16 protein-coding genes are annotated in these 18,013 nt (G+C 42.0%); 10 read left to right on the forward strand and 6 right to left on the reverse strand.

The genetic code is table 11. The features are described from left to right. The first annotated feature begins 2 nt into the window (after nt 1-2). The 3 genes from bioH (at nt 3) to L1264_RS06400 (ending at nt 2,013) form a co-directional block, all read left to right on the forward strand. Complete coding sequence (gene bioH / locus L1264_RS06390; protein WP_199527111.1) at nt 3-740, forward strand: pimeloyl-ACP methyl ester esterase BioH; 738 nt, start codon at nt 3-5, stop codon at nt 738-740. Nucleotides 741-841: 101 nt separating this feature from the next. Continuing rightward, the gene (locus L1264_RS06395) at nt 842-1,150 is read left to right on the forward strand and encodes a hypothetical protein (protein ID WP_054554434.1); all 309 of its coding nucleotides are present in this window, start codon (nt 842-844) and stop codon (nt 1,148-1,150) included. Between the two features lie 5 nt (nt 1,151-1,155). Beyond that, complete coding sequence (locus L1264_RS06400; protein WP_135922890.1) at nt 1,156-2,013, forward strand: putative metalloprotease CJM1_0395 family protein; 858 nt, start codon at nt 1,156-1,158, stop codon at nt 2,011-2,013. Between the two features lie 72 nt (nt 2,014-2,085). Here L1264_RS06400 and L1264_RS06405 read toward each other — a convergent pair whose 3' ends face one another. From L1264_RS06405 to greB, 4 genes are all read right to left on the reverse strand, one after another. Continuing rightward, nucleotides 2,086-4,404, reverse strand: a complete 2,319-nt coding sequence (locus L1264_RS06405; protein ID WP_199527112.1) for a Tex family protein — start codon at nt 4,402-4,404, stop codon at nt 2,086-2,088. Nucleotides 4,405-4,539: 135 nt separating this feature from the next. After that, the gene (locus L1264_RS06410; protein ID WP_135922888.1) at nt 4,540-5,121 is read right to left on the reverse strand and encodes a hypothetical protein; all 582 of its coding nucleotides are present in this window, start codon (nt 5,119-5,121) and stop codon (nt 4,540-4,542) included. 50 nt (nt 5,122-5,171) lie between these two features. Continuing rightward, nucleotides 5,172-5,477, reverse strand: coding sequence for a hypothetical protein (locus L1264_RS06415; protein WP_135922887.1), 306 nt, complete (start codon nt 5,475-5,477; stop codon nt 5,172-5,174). 114 nt (nt 5,478-5,591) lie between these two features. Continuing rightward, nucleotides 5,592-6,074, reverse strand: a complete 483-nt coding sequence (gene greB / locus L1264_RS06420) for a transcription elongation factor GreB (protein ID WP_135922886.1) — start codon at nt 6,072-6,074, stop codon at nt 5,592-5,594. A gap of 156 nt (nt 6,075-6,230) precedes the next feature. On the opposite strand from greB, the gene ompR reads away from it, so the two are divergent. After that, nucleotides 6,231-6,950: an osmolarity response regulator transcription factor OmpR gene (ompR, locus tag L1264_RS06425; RefSeq protein WP_063702407.1), complete on the forward strand. Its 720-nt coding sequence runs from the start codon at nt 6,231-6,233 to the stop codon at nt 6,948-6,950. A gap of 5 nt (nt 6,951-6,955) precedes the next feature. Beyond that, the gene (gene envZ / locus L1264_RS06430; protein WP_135922885.1) at nt 6,956-8,251 is read left to right on the forward strand and encodes a two-component system sensor histidine kinase EnvZ; all 1,296 of its coding nucleotides are present in this window, start codon (nt 6,956-6,958) and stop codon (nt 8,249-8,251) included. A 128-nt stretch (nt 8,252-8,379) separates the two neighbouring features. Here the strand turns inward: envZ and L1264_RS06435 are convergent, their stop codons facing one another. Beyond that, the gene (locus L1264_RS06435) at nt 8,380-10,422 is read right to left on the reverse strand and encodes a glycoside hydrolase family 97 protein (protein WP_235403809.1); all 2,043 of its coding nucleotides are present in this window, start codon (nt 10,420-10,422) and stop codon (nt 8,380-8,382) included. 159 nt (nt 10,423-10,581) lie between these two features. Here L1264_RS06435 and L1264_RS06440 point away from each other — a divergent pair, with 159 nt between their 5' ends. From L1264_RS06440 to L1264_RS06450, 3 genes are all read left to right on the forward strand, one after another. Continuing rightward, nucleotides 10,582-11,199: a methylamine utilization protein gene (locus L1264_RS06440; RefSeq protein ID WP_235403810.1), complete on the forward strand. Its 618-nt coding sequence runs from the start codon at nt 10,582-10,584 to the stop codon at nt 11,197-11,199. Further along, on the forward strand, nt 11,186-12,415 hold the full coding sequence (locus tag L1264_RS06445; RefSeq protein ID WP_235403811.1) for a hypothetical protein: 1,230 nt from the start codon (nt 11,186-11,188) through the stop codon (nt 12,413-12,415). The genes L1264_RS06440 and L1264_RS06445 overlap by 14 nt, the downstream gene beginning before the upstream one ends. 74 nt (nt 12,416-12,489) lie before the next feature. After that, nucleotides 12,490-14,091, forward strand: coding sequence for a methyl-accepting chemotaxis protein (locus L1264_RS06450; protein WP_235403812.1), 1,602 nt, complete (start codon nt 12,490-12,492; stop codon nt 14,089-14,091). 51 nt (nt 14,092-14,142) lie between these two features. Here the strand turns inward: L1264_RS06450 and speE are convergent, their stop codons facing one another. Further along, the gene (gene speE, locus L1264_RS06455; protein ID WP_135922880.1) at nt 14,143-15,006 is read right to left on the reverse strand and encodes a polyamine aminopropyltransferase; all 864 of its coding nucleotides are present in this window, start codon (nt 15,004-15,006) and stop codon (nt 14,143-14,145) included. Between the two features lie 198 nt (nt 15,007-15,204). Between speE and speA the strand changes: the two genes are divergently transcribed. Further along, nucleotides 15,205-17,085 carry a biosynthetic arginine decarboxylase gene (gene speA / locus L1264_RS06460; protein WP_135922879.1) on the forward strand — a complete coding sequence of 627 codons (1,881 nt, stop codon included), beginning with the start codon at nt 15,205-15,207 and terminating at the stop codon, nt 17,083-17,085. A gap of 21 nt (nt 17,086-17,106) precedes the next feature. Next, entirely contained in the window at nt 17,107-17,985 is an 879-nt protein-coding gene (locus L1264_RS06465; RefSeq protein ID WP_135922878.1) for an acyltransferase, read from the forward strand. The last annotated feature ends 28 nt before the right edge of the window (nt 17,986-18,013 follow it).

Raw genomic sequence — 18,013 nt, forward strand, 5'->3', positions numbered from 1 at the left:
ATATGCAAAATGATATGGTGTTACTACACGGTTGGGGAATGAACCAAGGCGTGTGGCAAGTAATAATGCCTGAACTGGAATTTTTCCATGATGGTGAGGTTCGTTGCTTGGATTTACCGGGATTTGGTAATGCACAAAGCTGCCCAGCCCCTTACACCTTGCATGCCGCTGCTGAGCAACTTAGTGAGCAATTGAATGAAGGGTCATTACTCGTTGGTTGGTCATTAGGTGGATTATTTGCTTTGTACATTGCAGCTCATTGGCCAGAAAAGGTGGCTAAAGTTGTGCTTGTTGCATCAACGCCTTTCTTTGCCGAGCAGAATGACTGGCCAGGTATTAAACCGAATGTATTAAATACCTTCAAAGAGCAACTTGTTAGTCACCGCGAAAAAACCATTGAGCGATTTTTAGCAATCCAGGCGATGGGCAGTGAATCGGCCCGTGACGATATTAAACAGCTAAAAACTTTATTAAATCAGTATCCAGCACCACAAGAGCAGGCTTTAAGCGCAGGTTTAGAAATTTTGCAGCATGACGATTTACGCTCACTGTTTGCTGAGCTAAGTGTGCCAGTATGTGGCATTTTTGGTCGCTTAGATTCACTGGTTCCTTATCGAGCAATTGAAAAAATGCATGCTTTACAGCCTGAGTTTGAGTATGAAGTATTAGATAAAGCATCGCATGCCCCGTTTATCTCCCATAAAAAAGCATTTATAACAGCACTGAAATCAATGTGTTAATTTAAACTCGGCCGTAGGCCACAAAAATAGCGGGATTTAGCTTTATTTTGCTCGTTTTATGAGCGATACTTAACAAGTAAATCTCACTGTTGGAGGGTGTTATGCCAATCAGTTCTGTTTTTAATAATGCGGTAGAAGGTTATAACCGTGCAAGCCAAGGTATCGAAAAGGCGAGCGCTGAGATTAGCCGTGCCTCAATTGATCAGCAAGATGATGCCCAACTAGCTCAACAACGTCAATTACAAGCGGCAACTCCAAATGAAGCTGTAACTCCGCCAGTTTCACAACCTGCCCCAATCGATGAGTCGCTTGTTAATTTGAAAGTTGAAGAATTTAATGCAAAAGCAAACATCAACACCATTCAAACTGCTGATGAAGTGCTGGGTACGTTAATTGATATCAAAGTTTAGCACTTATGAATATCGTTACTCCGTTTCCCTCGATTAATATCAACACGGCGAATGTGCACACCGAAAGTGCTCGCCGTGATAATCAGTTACGTGAAGTAATCCCGCCACCTGCTGCTACTAAACCAAGTAATGCCGAAAATAAAACGCTTAGCGATGGTGATAAAACCAAGCAACCGGGTTCTGAGGCTGGTACTTATGATGCCAAAGGTCGTTTATCTGAAGATAAAGTGATTGAGGAGCGTCAACAAGGCAGTGAACAAGGCGATCCTGAGCAATCAGAACAAGACGCTAAACAAGAACAGAAAAAAGAGCAAAAGGTTGCTGAGCAAGAGCAACAAGACGCTGAACAAATAAAAGAATTAAAAGCGCGTGATACCGAAGTGCGTATTCATGAGCAAGCGCATGCCACAGTAGGGGGGCAGTATGCGGGCTCTCCTAGCTATGAGTATCAACGTGGCCCCGATGGTACAAACTATGCTGTTGGCGGCGAGGTGCAAATTGATGTTGCTGAAATAAAAGGTGACCCACAAGCCACAATCGAAAAAATGCAGACGGTGCGTGCAGCGGCACTTGCGCCACAAGAGCCTTCAAGTGCTGATCGCTCAATTGCTGCAGATGCCACACAAAAGCTTATGGCAGCGCAGGCTGAGCTTGCCAGCCAATCAGCTGATGGCGATGCTGACTCAGGCAAATCGACCTTCAAAATAAACAGTGAGTATGCCGAAGATAGCGCAACTCAAAGCAGTGAAACAAAAACAGCAAAGCGTGATGTTGAAGTAGATGAGCGTGCCGCACGTATTGCTAATTTTTATCAAGCAGCTACCTCGCCCACTAATCAAAACCAGTTCTCTGCTTTTATTTAAGCTTCTTAAATTAAAAAACCGCGTAAGTTAAACTCACGCGGTTTTTTATTATCGATTTACACCTATAGGGTATTATTTTTTCACTTTTGCATTGGCAAATGCATCAGCAAAGGCATTACCCATTGCTGCATTACCAAAATCACGTTTTTGTTTAGGTGCTGCACTTTTCGCTTTCGCAGCTGGCTTAGGTTTGCTAGCTGGTGCTGCTTTATTACTAGTATCAACATCATCGTCTAAACGCATAGTAAAGCTGATACGTTTGCGTGCTGCATCTACTTCAAGTACTTTTACTTTAACAATATCGCCAGCTTTAACTACTTCGCGTGGATCAGAGATGAACTTGTTGGTAATAGCAGAAATATGCACTAAACCGTCTTGGTGAACACCTACATCAACAAAGGCACCGAAGTTCGCAACATTCGACACTACACCTTCTAGAATCATACCCGGTTTTAGGTCGTTGATGGTTTCAACACCGGCTTTAAATTCAGCTGTTTTAAACTCAGGACGCGGGTCACGACCCGGTTTATCAAGCTCTTTAATAATATCGGTAACTGTTGGTAAACCAAACTTTTCGTCTGTGTAGTCGTTAGCAACCAGTTTATTTAAGATATCAGAGTTACCAATTAAGCTATTTACATCGAGGTTGTTCTTTTCGCAGATGCGTTTAACAACCGGGTAAGCTTCAGGGTGAACAGATGACTTATCAAGAGGATCTGTACCATTAGTGATACGTAAGAAACCAGCCGCTTGTTCAAAGGCTTTTGGCCCTAAACGCTCTACTTTTTTCAGTTCAGAGCGTTTGCTAAATGAACCATTCGCATCACGGTAGCTAACAATATTTTGTGCTAACGTTTTATTTAAGCCCGATACGCGAGTAAGTAGTGGCACCGAGGCCATATTTAAATCTACACCTACTGAGTTTACACAGTCCTCTACAACTGATGTTAGCGTTTGTCCTAGCTGGCTTTGTGATACGTCGTGTTGGTATTGGCCCACACCGATTGATTTAGGCTCAATTTTTACCAGCTCAGCAAGAGGGTCTTGTAAGCGACGCGCAATTGACACCGCACCACGCAGTGAAACATCAAGGTTAGGGAACTCGTTGGCAGCAAATTCAGACGCTGAATAAACAGATGCACCTGCTTCACTGACCATGATTTTATTTAGTTTAAGTTCACTGTTCGCTTTGATAAGTTCAGCAACTAACTTATCAGATTCACGTGAAGCTGTTCCATTACCGATGGCGATTAGCTCAACTTTGTGCTGGCGACATAACTGCTCTAAGGTACGTAATGATTTTTCCCAGTGGTTTTGGGGTGCATGAGGGAAAATGGTTTGCGTGGTTAAAAGCTTACCTGTGCTGTCTACAACGGCAATTTTACAACCTGTACGTAAACCAGGATCAAGACCTAGAGTAGTACGCGGGCCTGCAGGTGCAGCCATTAATAAATCTTTTAAGTTTTTCGCAAAAACGTCAATTGCGCCAGTTTCAGCTTTTTCACGCATTGCGCCTAAAAACTCATTCTCAAGGTGAAGGCTTAATTTAATCTTCCATGCCCATTGCACCACACTCATCAGCCAGCTACTTGCAGCAGAGTTGCTTACATCTAAGCGATAATGATCGGCAATCATCTGTGCGCACACTTGGGCTGGGTTTTCTGCGCTTGGTTCAGGGTTGATACTGAGTTGTAAAACCCCCTCATTGCGAGCACGAAGCATAGCAAGTGCACGGTGTGATGGTACTTTCTTAAGTGGCTCTTGATGCTCAAAGTAGTCGCGGTACTTAGCGCCATTATTTTCTTGGCCTGCTATAATTGTGCTTTCTATTTGACCATGCTGTGAGATGTGGCTGCGGAATTTAGCCAATAACTTAGCATCTTCTGCAAAGCGTTCCATCAGAATAAATTTAGCGCCATCAAGTACAGCCTTACTATCAGCAAAGCCTGCATCAGCATTTATGTAATCAGCTGCAAGTTGTTCTGGATCGAGGTTTGGATCATTAAATAATGCATCGGCAAGCGGCTCAATGCCGGCTTCAATAGCAATTTGACCTTTCGTGCGACGCTTAGGCTTGAACGGTAAATATAAATCTTCAAGCTCTGTTTTACTGTCAGCGTTATTAATATCAGCACTTAGCTCTGCTGTTAATTTGCCTTGTTCTTCAATGGTGGCAAGAATAAAACTGCGGCGTTCTTCTAATTCGCGTAAATAAGATAAACGTTGTTCAAGTAAACGTAATTGTGTGTCGTCTAGACCACCCGTTACTTCTTTACGATAACGGGCGATAAAAGGGACTGTGGCACCTTCATCAAGTAATTTGATTGCAGCAACAACTTGTGTTTGCTGGGCATTTAGCTCGGTCGCTAAGCGTGCAGAGATATTGCTCATGCATAAACCTTTTTAGAAATAGAAAATCAGTAAAACTGAAGATTAATTGCCTGAATAATATCACAATAAGAAGGCCTTAAAAGCACTGCTTTTAAGGCCCGCAAAAATAGTTTTACACAACGCTGATTTTAGGCGTTAGTGTGGGTGGTCAATCTGCTGCATGACTTCACTGAAGCTGTTAGCTATTGGATTGATATTGACCGGAATATGGAGTTTCTTAGCGATTTCTCGCGCAGAAATCAAACCGCAAATTTCATGGTTTGCGCTAGTCACTAATAAGAACATCATACCTTGATGCTCCATAGTTTGCAGTGCATCTCCAATACATGCATAGCTGATGCTCTGCAAGCTTACTCCCGCTAAATTGCTAAGTGGTGTCATTACATCGTGTAGTGTTAATTCATCACGATGTAAGTTTAAACGCTGCGCAAGAATCATAATCTTTGAGCTTTGTAAATCTGCGCTAGAGGTGATCCCGAGCAGTTTATCTTCGCCATCAATCACTAAAATAAAATCTGAACAGCAACTATTTGTTTGTTTTAACGCATCAACGATAGATGTGCCATAGTGGGCACGAAGCGGGTCTTTTTTAGTAAAGCTATTAAGTACTTTAAGTGCAGAAGAAGTGAGATCTAGTGTTGGCTCAACTTCATTTACTGCATTAGATAATGCGCCATTAGAGATATCTTGTAGACGTAATTCTTTGAATTTATTCATTTTGTTCACCATACATTTTAATAAAACTGAAATAGAAAAATTTGAGTTAATTAAAAAGCAGGTGGCCCTCGCTGGTGCGCGCTATAAACAGACGCCTTGTTACAAGGTTGAGCATACAACACAACACGTGCATCTGGCAGTGGTTGGGCTACATTGGCGATGTACGCAGGTGTATGTTTGTCTAGGTCGGTATCTAGATTGGCAGGGTCTGCACTATCACACGCAATAAAATGTGCGGTTGGTGTAACACTGTCTGAGTGGCTTTCTATATCGTTGGCATAAGATATCAAACTCACACTTATTAAAAGTGCGAATACAATTGCATTACTTATTATGCGTTGCATTGCGTTTGACATAATTACTACCTTCTAAAACTCAAGTAATGATTTATCTTGAGTATCTTTAGTTATAGATCACATTTTTAGACTAAACAATCATTAATTAACGCTTTCTGAATTTTCTGGGAAAAATTATTTTGCATCAGGATAGGTTATCTCATTGATGAACCACTCTTTTGTACCTTCAGGCGTGTTTACCGTAAAGTCATCATCGACCTGTTTGCCAAGCAGTGCCCGAGCCATTGGTGCATCGATAGATATGTAGTCTTTACGCTCGTAAATTTCATCAGGGCCAACAATACGAAAGCGTTTTGTCTCGCCTTGTTCGTTTTCAATTTCGACCCAAGCACCAAAAAATACTTTGCCAGCTTGTTGTGGGTTGTAGTCAACAATTTTAAGGTCAGGCATACGCTTGCGCAAATAACGAACTCTGCGATCGATTTGTCGTAAAACACGTTTATTAAATTGATAATCGGCATTTTCAGAGCGGTCGCCCAAACTTGCTGCCCAAGTCACTATTTTGGTAATTTCGGGGCGTTTTTCATGCCATAAATAATCATGTTCTTGTTGTAATTGCTGATACCCTTCTCGGGTTATTAAATTTGTCTTTGCCATTTTATTCAGCCTAAAAAGAAAACCAGCCGCAAAGTATACCCTTTGTCGAGCAGGATTTTGAAATGTTCAGTAACAATCTAAGCGCGTAATTCGTTTTTTATTCTTAACTTTTTCATTTATATTAATAAGTAACATATTACAAAAAGAATGAAAGTTATGGGACACGAAACGACAAAAGTATTGGTTGTTGATGATGATATGCGCTTACGCAGTTTGCTAGAGCGTTACCTTGTAGAACAAGGTTTTATTGTTCGTACAGCAGCAAATTCAGAGCAAATGGATCGCTTACTAGAGCGCGAAAACTTCCACTTGATTGTATTAGATTTAATGTTGCCGGGTGAAGATGGTCTTTCAATTTGCCGTCGTTTACGTCAAAAAGAAAATGACATTCCTATTGTAATGCTCACAGCAAAAGGCGATGAAGTTGATCGCATCATTGGTTTAGAGCTCGGTGCAGATGATTATATTCCTAAACCATTCAATCCACGTGAGTTACTTGCGCGCATCAAAGCAATTTTACGTCGTCGTGCTAAAGAAGTGCCGGGGGCCCCTGCTGCCGAAGAAAACGAAATTAGTTTTGGTGAGTTTACTCTTAACCTTGCGACCCGCGAAATGAGTCATGGTGACAAAACAATGTCGTTAACCAGTGGGGAGTTTGCTGTATTGAAAGCCTTGGTAACACATCCTCGTGAACCGCTTAGTCGCGATAAGCTAATGAACTTAGCACGTGGCCGTGATTACAGTGCACTTGAGCGCAGTATCGATGTTCAGGTATCGCGCTTACGTCGTATGATTGAAGTTGATGCGGCTAATCCTCGTTATATACAAACAGTATGGGGCTTAGGCTACGTATTTGTGCCAGATGGTGAAAAATAACAATAATGGGCATGTTTCCACGTAGTGCGTTTGGACAAACGGTATTTTTGGTTGCGGCCCTGCTGTTAATCAATCAAATAGTCTCTTATATCACAGTCAGTTTTTATGTTGTTAAACCAACGATAGAACAAGTAAACCTTATTCTCTCAAAACAGGTGAAAACCGTGTTTATTGAATGGGAAGAGGGAGTGGAGGTAAGCAAAGAAGCCTCTGACAAGTTTTTTGAGATCACCGGCATTGAAGTCATGACGCAGCGCCAAGCTATGCGTGAAGGGTTGGCTGAAACTCGCGAGTACTCTATGCTATCGCGCAGCATGTCGAAAGAGCTTAATGGCTCTGCGCGGGTACGTATTAGCCAAACCGATCCGCTTGTGTATTGGGTTGAAGCTCCGCAAGCGCCAGGTTATTGGGTACGTGTGCCGCTCACCGGATTGCAAGAAAACAACCTAAAGTTCTTAACCTTTTATTTATCGAGTATTGGCTTTTTAAGTGTACTCGGTGGTTGGTTGTTTGCCCGTCATCTAAATAGACCTTTAAAAGCACTGCAACAAGCCGCTGTTAAAGTAGGGGTAGGTGACTTTTCTACCAAACTAGAAGAGCAGGGCTCTACAGAAGTGATTGAAGTAACCCGAGCGTTTAACCAAATGTCGCGAGGTATTGCTGCCCTTGAGAATGATCGCCGATTATTAATGGCAGGTGTTTCACATGACCTACGTACCCCGCTTACGCGGATTCGTTTAGCGACCGAAATGATGTCGGACGATGAAGATTACCTGCGTGAAGGGATCATTCATGATATTGAAGATATGAACGCCATTATCGATCAATTCATTGAATATTTACGCCATCACAAACGCGAAGAACTCGAACTTGAAGACTTAAATGCGATTGTTTCAGAAGTCGTTGAAGCTGAGCAAAAGCATCATCGCACTATTACCTTTAAAGAAAACCCAAGCTTAGGCGAAGTGCCAGTAAGCACGGTGGCAATAAAACGTGTTGTAACCAATATGATTGAAAATGCAATTCGCTATTCAGACGGTGATATTGAAGTTGAAACTCGCGTGAGCAGTAATAAAAAGTTTGCCATGGTGGTGGTGAATGATCACGGCCCGGGTATTCCTGAAAGCGAACTTGAAACCGTATTTGAACCGTTCAAACAAGGTGATGCGGCACGTGGTAGCGAAGGCAGTGGCTTAGGTCTTGCGATAATTAAACGTATTGTCGATATGCATGGCGGCCGAGTACAGCTGCTTAATCGCCCTGAAGGTGGCCTCAGCGCACAGATTTATTTACCGTTTTAAAAGCCTTAAGCTATAAGTTTAAAGCAGCCCGAGATGGCTACTTTTTTGCTAACAAAAAAGCGCGACATCAAATGCCGCGCTTTTAATAATGTTTAGCAACTAGCAACTAGCAACTAGCAACTAGCAACTTACATTGCTTTAAATCGTATCGCTGTGCCGCCACTGGTGGCAAGCTTTAACGTTAGCTTATCATCAGCAGTTACAATGCGTTTTTCTACTTTTAAGTCGTAAGGGTTATTTACCCATTCAGCTTTGTCACCGTCGCGGTAGATTTGCGCTTCAAACTTTTTACCTTTATCTAAAAAGTCTAATTTCACTTCTAGCGTGCGGGCTTTTTCGTCTGTAACTGCACCTAAATACCAGTCATTACCTGAGTATTGATCGCGCTTGCGTTCTTTACGTGCAAACACAACGTAATCGCCAACTTCACCTTGTAGTGCAATACTTTGTTGCCAATCAGTTGGTACGTCTTGAATAAACTGGAATGCATCTGGTTTTGCTAAGTAATTACGTGGTAAATCTGCCGCCATTTGAATTGGGCTGTACATTACAACATATAGCGCTAATTGCTTCGCTAGGGTTGTTTGCGGACGGTTGGTATCAGCACCTAAACCGTTAAAGCTCATATCAAAAATACCCGGCGTGAAGTCCATAGGGCCTGCAAGCATACGTGTGAAAGCAAGCATTGGAATATGCTCAGGTGGATTTGGTGGCGTACCCCATGCGTTAAACTCTTGGCCACGGGCACCTTCACGAGCAATCCAGTTAGGGTATGTACGACGTAGGCCGGTATCTTTTATTGGCTCATGCGTATTGATACTAATCTTATGCTTAGCAGCAAGTTTCACGTTGTATAGGTACTCGTTTACCATGAACTGACCGTCGTGCCACTCTTTGCGGACAATGCCGTTCTCATCGACGCGTTTGATGTTACCACCGTCGGCTACGTAACCTGTTTTAACTTGGCTTACATTTGATTTTTCGTATAGCGCAAATGCATCTTCCATTTGGTTACGATAATTTGTTACGTTACCTGAGGTTTCATGATGACCAATTAGTTGTACGCCTTTTTCTTTGCCGTAACGTGCCAGCTCTTCAATATCAAAATCATCATAAGGTTGAGTAAAGCTAAATACATCACCGTTATAAAACCAGTCGCCATCCCAGCCAATATTCCAGCCTTCGACTAGTACGCCATCGAAGCCATATTTAGCCGCGAAATCCATGTAATATTTGGTATTCTCAGTGGTTGCACCATGAATTTTACCGCTACCCCAGGTATTTTCATTGATGTGCAAACCCCACCAAATACCTACGTATTTACCCGCTTTTACCCAAGAAACATCGCCCAGTTTATTTGGTTCGTTCAGGTTTAAGATGATATCTGAGTTGATTAAATCAACGGCTTCATCACCAATTTGAATTGTACGCCAAGGGGTATTAAATGCACCGTGCTTTTTAACCGCTACGCCGTCTGACCAAGGTGTTAAATCGGCTTGGAAAGTACCATCACGACGTTGGTTTAAAACCATGCCGGCATAATCAACAAGGGCTGCCTCGTGAATACTGATATGTACACCATTTTTATTTTTTAAAGTAAATGGTGTGTGCACAAGTGCCGCTTTATGTAATGGGGTGGTGTTATACACGTACTCATAACGGTTCCAACCACGGGCGGGGATCCACCATGCCGTTGCATCTGATGAGTCTGTAATTGCAAACTCAGTAAGCTCTTTGGTGATTTCTACATCATCAAAACCAGCTTGCTTTGGTAATTCGTATCGAAAGCCGACACCATCATTAAAAGCGCGAAAACGTACTGTAAATGTGCCACCTTGTGGTTGTGGCTTTTTAAAAGTAACAGCAACTTCGTTATGGTTATCAACCACTGTTTGGCGTTCACCCCAAGGTTGTTCCCAGCTGCTTTTTACAGAGTCAGTGGTTTGGCTGCTAATTTTGTAACCTTCGCTCATTGCCGGTTGTTCTTTAAAAACAAGGCCTAACGCTGAGTTAGCAATGACTTGTTTACCAGCAAAACTGATTTCGTAGCTAGGTGTGTGTTGTTCATCAGAAATGGTTACTTTGATCTGCCCATCAGGTGAACTGACGGTTGTGGTTTGTGCTAGGCAAGTACCTGAAAAGGCTGCTAACATTAAGGCAGTTAATCGCATTGTTGTTCCTTGGCGGCTTATGGTTATGGATTGTTGTCACGTATTCACATACATGCTTCAAGCATAAAGTGACTTGCCAGTTAATACGAGAGATCTGCATACGTATTCAACAAAGTGAGTGCTGTGATATCAGGCCCCATACTGAAAAAGGTTTAAAAAATGATAAGAATAACCCTGTTGCTACTACTATTGTTTAGCCAAGCTTTATTGGCGCAGCAAATACAAATAGTGGATAAGCAGAATCAACCGGTCAAAAATGCGGTTGTTTGGTTAAAAGGTTCTCAGCAGCTAACTTTGCCTGATACTCATTACACTATGAGCCAGCAGGAACGTGCGTTTGTTCCTCATGTCTTAGTTGTACCAAAAGGAGCGAATGTTGAATTTCCGAACCTTGATTCAATCATGCATCATGTTTACTCGTTTTCTAAAACGAAGCAGTTTGAGCTAAAGCTTTACCATGATAAACCAGAACAACCGATTAACTTTGCGCAAACGGGCGTTGTAGAACTTGGTTGTAATATTCATGACTGGATGTTGGGCTATATTGTTGTGGTTGATGGCACTGTGTTTGGGCAAACAGACAAACAGGGTATTGTAAATTTACCACTACCTGAAGGGCCTCATATATTGGCGGTTTGGCATGATCGCTTTAACGATATTAGTTCGCCAGAAACGATAGAAATTCCCACCTCTAATAGTCAATTTAGCTACAAATTAAAGCAAACTTTGTTACCAAAATTAGAATTAAACAACGATGAGTTTGATGATTATGAATAACTGGCAAGCCTTGGCATTGGTTAGTGTTTTGGGGTTACCTGCGCTGGCATTTGCTGAGCATGATGGCTTGGTAACTGTGACGGCTGTGCGTGGCGACCAACTGTTGAGCTATCAGCGAGAAGGAATTGGTTTGTACCGTTATGACCAAGAGCATGATGGTTTAGTGATATCCCAAGCTATGCTTAGTAGTCGTTTTGAATTAAGCCGAGATTGGTCTGCGCATACAGTGCTTAACGCTCATCCTGATCCTGAACTAACCGTAGGTTTTAGTCAGGCCTATTTACAGTATCAGCCTCTCACAGCAAGTCGCTATAAATGGGCTGTTAAAGCGGGTGGCTTTTATCCAAAAATGTCACTAGAGAATCCGCAAAGTGGCTGGATATCACCCTATAACTATACTAACTCAGCGATTAATACGTGGATAGGGGAAGAGGTGCGTGCCTTTGGTCTTGAGGCCAGTATTAAACGCCCAGGTCGTCAGTTTAGAAGTAACCACAGTTTTGAAGGCTTTGCATCGGTTTTTAAAGGTAACGACCCTGCAGGAACGCTGCTGTCATGGCGAGGATTCGCTATGCATGATAGGCAAACCACGTTTAATGAACAAATCGACTTTGCTATTCCATATTCATTCGAATGGGCGCAGCTAGATAAGCAAGCTGACTATGTTGAGCCTTTCGAAGAAGTAGATGGTCGCTTTGGATATTATTTAGGTATGCATTGGGATTATCAAAAAAGGTCACAGTTTCGCGTTTATTATTATGACAATAACGGTGACCCCGGTGCTTTAAATACCCATACAGGTCAGTATGCGTGGGATACACGTTTTTTAAGTGCGGCATGGTTGTATAAGTTCAATCAGCAAACACGCATTATTGTTCAGATGTTAGATGGCAAAACCGCAATGGGTAAATACCGTGGGATAGATAACGATTTTTACAGCCATTTTGTTTTATTAAGCCACAAGTTAGACCAGCATCGTCTTACAATTAGGTATGATTACTTTAAGGTAAGTGATCATGATGATTGGCAGTTTGATCCTAACCAAAGTCGTGGAGAAGCTTTAACCGCAAGTTGGCGCTATCAACTGTCAAACAAGTGGCAAGTAGGTGCTGAATATTCAGTGCTGAGCAGTGACGCTCAAAATAGACCCGGTATGGGATTTAATGAGCATAACTCGCAGCAGCAATTTCAACTCTCAGCGGGTTGGCAATTTTAATTTCATACACTTTTATCGTTTTTCTACTACCATTCTAAAGAGTGGGTAGGTTAGATTTTGAATTAGGACAATGTATGAAGTTAAAAAGCATTCGCGTCAAAAGTTCGTTACCAATCGCGTTATTAGGTATTGCCATAATTCTCCTAATTGCGGGCTATACCTATTTAATTAACCTTCAAGAAGAAGCCATTGATGCACAGTCAGAACGTTTTTTAAAGGCTGTCTCTGTGGTTGTTAATGCTGACCGAGACTTGTATCAAGCCAAAGTGGCAGAGCTGCAACTTGTTACCCAATTGAAGGGTGATAAAGGCCAGCTTACTGAGCATCAAGAGAATGCTGAACAAGTGAAAGATCGTTTTAAGCAATACTTATCTTATATGTCTCCTTATGCTGAGATTGCAGGGCAATTCCGTAACTTTGATAGCGCGTTTGATGCTTGGTACAAAGCCTCAACAGCTTATATCAACAGCCCAGCTAACGCTTCGCAAAAACAAGCGGCTGAACAAACCTTCTCTGAACTACGTGATGTTTTAGATAAAGCGGGTGAAGTAGCTGAAAAAACGTCGCAAGACGAAACAGAAAGATTGATGGCTAAAATCATGGGCTTTAAAGTTATGCTTATGGTGATGATTGCAGTGGTTTTAGCTGTGGCGGGTTGGTTTAGTTATTTTGTACCACGTCAGCTTACAAAGCAGATCAACTTTGTCACTGAACGGATTAACGAAATTGCCTCAGGAGATGGTGATTTAACTGGCCGTATAAATGTTAAAACCCAAGATGAATTTGCCGAACTGGCAACTGCATTTAACCGCTTCTTAGATAATTTGCAGCAGCTTATTAAAGATATTTTAGAACAGGCAAAAGAGCTTAATACGCTTGGTAACGATCTAGGCAATTTCGCTAATCAAAACCATCAAGTAAATCAAAAGCTCAGTCAAGCATCTGAGTCTATTGTAAGTGCTGTACATGAAATGAGTGTGGCAAGCCGTGAAGTAGCCAATGTAGCGCAAAACTCATCCCATGAAGCCGATAACTCACAGCAGCTTGCTAAACAAGGTTTAACAGCCGTTGATAATTCGAGCCGTAAAATTACAGCGTTGTCAGAGAATATGGAACACGCCAGCCAGCGCTCAACGGAGTTGCAGCAAAGCTCAGACAACATTGCCAAGGTGCTTGAGGTTATTCGTGCGATTGCCGAGCAAACTAACTTACTTGCACTTAATGCGGCAATTGAGGCTGCGCGGGCAGGAGAGCAAGGTCGCGGCTTCGCGGTAGTGGCCGATGAAGTGCGAACACTCGCTACGCGAACCCAAGAAAGTACCAATGACATTCAAACAATGGTTGAACAGTTTGCCGGTAGTGTTGAGCAGTCATTGCAAGCTATTAACTCGGGTAAACGTTTTGCTGACGAGGCAGTAGCATCTTTCGCGCAAACGAATGATATTTTAAATGCCATGCAAGACTCATCTGTAAAAGTTAATGATATGGCAATGCAAACGGCACAAGCCACCGAAGAGCAAACCGCTGTTGCTGATGAAATCAGTCAAAACTTATCTGACTTAAATGATCAAACTCAGCAAGGGGGCGGGCTGGCAAGTTCAACCCAAGAAGTGGCAGCTAGGATGACTCAACTAACTAATGAACTCAATCATTTAGTGAATCGGTTTAAGGTTTAATGCAATAAAAAAGGGCTCAATAGAGCCCTTTTTTACATCTAACTAAAACGCTTACTTTTTCTCAAAAGCACGTTTCATATAATTTGGTGTTGCTAATGCACCATGGTGAATACCTGCATTGTAGTATTCTGTGCTTTGCGCGAGTGTATTTGCATCGTCTTCACGAAAACCTGCAAACGCTTCTGACTTACGAGCAAGCGTCACTGACCATAAACCACTTGGGTAGATAGGTTGTGGGAAAGGTAGTGTTTGTAGGTCAACAAAGCCAACCTCTTTCATTGCGTCGCGCATTTCTACTAATAGTGGCATGTGCATAAGTGGTGATTCACTTTGCTGAATTAAGATGCCGCCAGGGCGAAGTGCAGTTAAACAGCTAGTATAGAAAGCATGGTTGAATAAACCTTCGCCTGGGCCAACTGGATCTGTACCATCGACAATCACCACATCGATTGATTCAGGCGCTGCTTCACGCATGTATTTAATGCCGTCGTCAAACATCACTGTAGCGCGAGGATCTTGGTTTGATTCACATAGCTCAGGGAAGTATTTAAGTGACATTTGCGTCACAACTTCGTCGATATCGATTTGTGTTACGCTTTCAACACCAGGGTGTTTTAATACTTCGCGTAAAGTACCGCAGTCACCACCACCAATAATCACAACGTTTTTAGGGTTTGGGTGTGCAAGCAATGCTGGATGACTGATCATTTCGTGATAAAAAAAGTTTTCACGGCTACTTACCATCGTACAACCATCAATAATCATCAGATTACCGAAGTCAGTTGTCTCGTACATTTCTACTTTTTGAAATGGTGATTGCTGTTCATCAAGCTTTTTAGTTATGCGTAGTGAAAAGGCGCTACCATCACGGTCACTAATTTCAGTAAACCAGTTGTTTTGATCTAAATTGGCCATCTTGCTTATACACTTTTGGTTAATGGTAAAAAAGGGGTGCAATTCTGCCAGTGCTTGGCCAATTGCTCAATCAAATTTTAATCAGTATAGCGAATATTTTTTATCACTTTGGCATAGAGAGCATTTTTTGTTAGCGTGGGCAGCTCGGGCGTATTAAAATGTGCGTTTATATTTATTGAAATTACAGAAGACATTGCCATGACTTGGGGTTTAGACAAAGCACGCGAAACATATAATGTTGCTCATTGGAGTGACGGCTATTTTGATATTAACGCACAAGGTGAGCTGGTTGCTTATCCTGATGGCGATCAAACAAAGTCAGCGATATCTTTGTCTGAGCTTACTGAACAATTTAAAAAGCAAGGTCTTACTTTGCCTGTATTAGTGCGCTTTACTGATATCTTGCAAAATCGTGTTGGCACCTTAACAAGTGCATTTACCAAGGCACGTCAAGCGCGGGACTATCAGGGCGAGTATACTTGTGTTTACCCTATAAAAGTAAACCAGCAACGCTCTGTTGTTAGCAAGTTACTTGCTCACCCAAGTGGTTTAGTTGGCCTTGAAGCTGGCTCAAAACCTGAGCTTATGGCGATTTTAGGCGTAGCCAAAGAACCAATTACTATTGTTTGTAATGGCTACAAAGACAGTGAGTTTTTACGCTTAGCCTGTATTGGTCAAGGTATGGGTCACAAGGTTCACATTGTTGTTGAGAAGCTCTCTGAACTAACTACTTTACTAGCGGAAATTGATGACTTAGGCATTGAGCCATCGATTGGTATTCGTATTCGCTTAAACTCGGTTGGTAAAGGTAAATGGCAAAATACCGGTGGTGAAAAAGGTAAGTTTGGTTTAACCGCAGGGCAAGTGCTGTCTGCTGTTGAGCTACTTAAGTCGCGTAATAAACTACATTTAATGCAATTAGTGCATTTCCATATTGGCTCTCAAATAGCCAATATCCGTGATATTCATCGTGCATTGCGTGAATGTGCTCGTCACTTTGCTGAGTTAACGCAGTTAGGTGTACCACTTAATACAGTGGATGTAGGTGGCGGTTTAGGTGTTGACTACGAAGGTTCTGGTTCTCGTAGTTCGTGTTCAATGAATTACAGTGTCGATGAATATGCACGTAATGTCGTTAATGCGTTTGCTGAAGTGTGCCAACAACATGACCTTAAACACCCAGCCATTATTACTGAATCAGGCCGCGCGTTAACTGCGCATCACGCGGTATTAATTACTGATGTTATCGATGTTGAACGTGCACCTAACCATGCAAACCCAGCTGCGCCTGAGGCTGGCAGTGTATTAGTGCTCGATGAAATGTGGCAGTGTTTACAGCGGTTAACTCCGCGCATGGCACTAGAAATTTATCATGATGCAATGCACTTATTTAGTGAAGCACATGATCAATACGTTCACGGTTTGCTGACTATGATTGAGTGGGCGAAGTTAGAGCAGTTGTACTTCACTATCTTACACCGTGTTCGTGCTTCTCTCAGTGAAAATGCCCGTGCCCACCGTGAAGTGTTAGATGATTTAAACGAAAAACTGGCTGACAAGCTATTTGTTAATTTCTCATTATTCCAGTCACTGCCTGATGTTTGGGGTATTCAACAGTTATTTCCTGTAATGCCAGTTGAAAACTTACATAAGCCGTTAACGCAACGCGCTATTATTCAAGACATTACCTGTGATTCTGATGGTCAAATTCGTAACTATGTTGAAGGTACAGGTATTGAGAGCAGTTTACCTATTCCTGAGTACAAGCAAGGCCAGCAATACCACATCGCGATGTTCTTAGTGGGTGCTTATCAAGAAATTTTAGGTGATCTACATAACCTGTTCGGCGATACAGACTCTGTGCATGTAGAGTTAACAGATGCAGGCTATCAGCTAACCAACGCAATTAAAGGTGACAGCGTTAAGGACGTATTAAAGTTTGTTGATTATGATAGCGACATCCTTGCTGAAAACTTTGCAAAACGGGTTAACTCACTGGCAATTGATGAGCAATCTAAGGCACAATATTTATCAGAACTAAATGCAGGCCTTGCTGGCTACACGTATTTTGAAGATTAAGCGTTAAAGGAATAAGTAGTAATGTCCATGATCCGTTGTGTGTTCAGTTTTTTATTTTACACCCTTAATACACTTTTTTGGTTTGTGCCTATCTTTATTTGTGGTGTGATTAAACTCATACCAATCAAACCGTTACAAAAGCTCATGAGCTGGATAGCGAAGCAATGCGCCACTATGTGGGTCAGTTGTAACAGTATTAATCAAAATCTATTTGCTTCATATAAGCTGAACGTAACGGGTCTTGAGCAACTAAAAGCGAAAGACTGGTATTTAGTTATCGCTAATCATCAAAGCTGGGTAGATATTGTTGTGATGCAGCGTGTATTTAATCGTCGCATCCCATTTTTGAACTTTTTTTTGAAGAAAGAGCTAATATACGTACCTTTCTTAGGTCTTGCATGGTGGGCACTGGATTTTCCATTCATGACCCGCACTAGCAAATCACAATTAAAGAAAAACCCTAAATTGCGCGGTAAAGATTTAGAAACCACACGTAAAGCATGTGAAAAATTTAAAGAAATGCCGGTAAGTATCGTTAACTTTGTTGAAGGTACGCGTTTCACTGCTGATAAGCACGCGCGTCAGAATAGTCCATTTACGCATTTATTAAAGCCAAAAGCGGGCGGGGTTGCGTTTGTGATGCAAGCAATGGGTGAGCAAATTTCTAAAGTGGTGAATGTAACTATTCATTACCCAGACGGCATACCTAGCTTTGTGGACTTTGCTAGTGGGCGTGTAAAGCAGGTTGATGTGAAGATTGAAGTCATGGAAGTGAGCCCTAATTTAATTGGTGATTATACAGGCGACGCTGATTTTAGAGTAAACTTTCAAGCTGAGCTTAATCGTCTCTGGGATGAAAAAAATCAGCAACTAGCAGAGTTTAAAACACACGCGAAGTAGTTGCAGTTGACGTACTCGAGAGCACACA

The organism is Pseudoalteromonas sp. APAL1 (genome assembly GCF_021532475.1).
GTDB classification, from domain to species: domain Bacteria; phylum Pseudomonadota; class Gammaproteobacteria; order Enterobacterales; family Alteromonadaceae; genus Pseudoalteromonas; species Pseudoalteromonas lipolytica_C.

Bases quoted from the DNA above. Each gene is read 5' to 3' on its own strand.
- bioH (WP_199527111.1), top strand. From the start codon at position 3: ATGCAAAATGATATGGTGTTACTACACGGTTGGGGAATGAACCAAGGC.
- L1264_RS06395 (WP_054554434.1), top strand. From the start codon at position 842: ATGCCAATCAGTTCTGTTTTTAATAATGCGGTAGAAGGTTATAACCGT.
- L1264_RS06400 (WP_135922890.1), top strand. From the start codon at position 1,156: ATGAATATCGTTACTCCGTTTCCCTCGATTAATATCAACACGGCGAAT.
- L1264_RS06405 (WP_199527112.1), bottom strand. From the start codon at position 4,404: ATGAGCAATATCTCTGCACGCTTAGCGACCGAGCTAAATGCCCAGCAA.
- L1264_RS06410 (WP_135922888.1), bottom strand. From the start codon at position 5,121: ATGAATAAATTCAAAGAATTACGTCTACAAGATATCTCTAATGGCGCA.
- L1264_RS06415 (WP_135922887.1), bottom strand. From the start codon at position 5,477: ATGTCAAACGCAATGCAACGCATAATAAGTAATGCAATTGTATTCGCA.
- greB (WP_135922886.1), bottom strand. From the start codon at position 6,074: ATGGCAAAGACAAATTTAATAACCCGAGAAGGGTATCAGCAATTACAA.
- ompR (WP_063702407.1), top strand. From the start codon at position 6,231: ATGGGACACGAAACGACAAAAGTATTGGTTGTTGATGATGATATGCGC.
- envZ (WP_135922885.1), top strand. From the start codon at position 6,956: ATGGGCATGTTTCCACGTAGTGCGTTTGGACAAACGGTATTTTTGGTT.
- L1264_RS06435 (WP_235403809.1), bottom strand. From the start codon at position 10,422: ATGCGATTAACTGCCTTAATGTTAGCAGCCTTTTCAGGTACTTGCCTA.
- L1264_RS06440 (WP_235403810.1), top strand. From the start codon at position 10,582: ATGATAAGAATAACCCTGTTGCTACTACTATTGTTTAGCCAAGCTTTA.
- L1264_RS06445 (WP_235403811.1), top strand. From the start codon at position 11,186: ATGATTATGAATAACTGGCAAGCCTTGGCATTGGTTAGTGTTTTGGGG.
- L1264_RS06450 (WP_235403812.1), top strand. From the start codon at position 12,490: ATGAAGTTAAAAAGCATTCGCGTCAAAAGTTCGTTACCAATCGCGTTA.
- speE (WP_135922880.1), bottom strand. From the start codon at position 15,006: ATGGCCAATTTAGATCAAAACAACTGGTTTACTGAAATTAGTGACCGT.
- speA (WP_135922879.1), top strand. From the start codon at position 15,205: ATGACTTGGGGTTTAGACAAAGCACGCGAAACATATAATGTTGCTCAT.
- L1264_RS06465 (WP_135922878.1), top strand. From the start codon at position 17,107: ATGTCCATGATCCGTTGTGTGTTCAGTTTTTTATTTTACACCCTTAAT.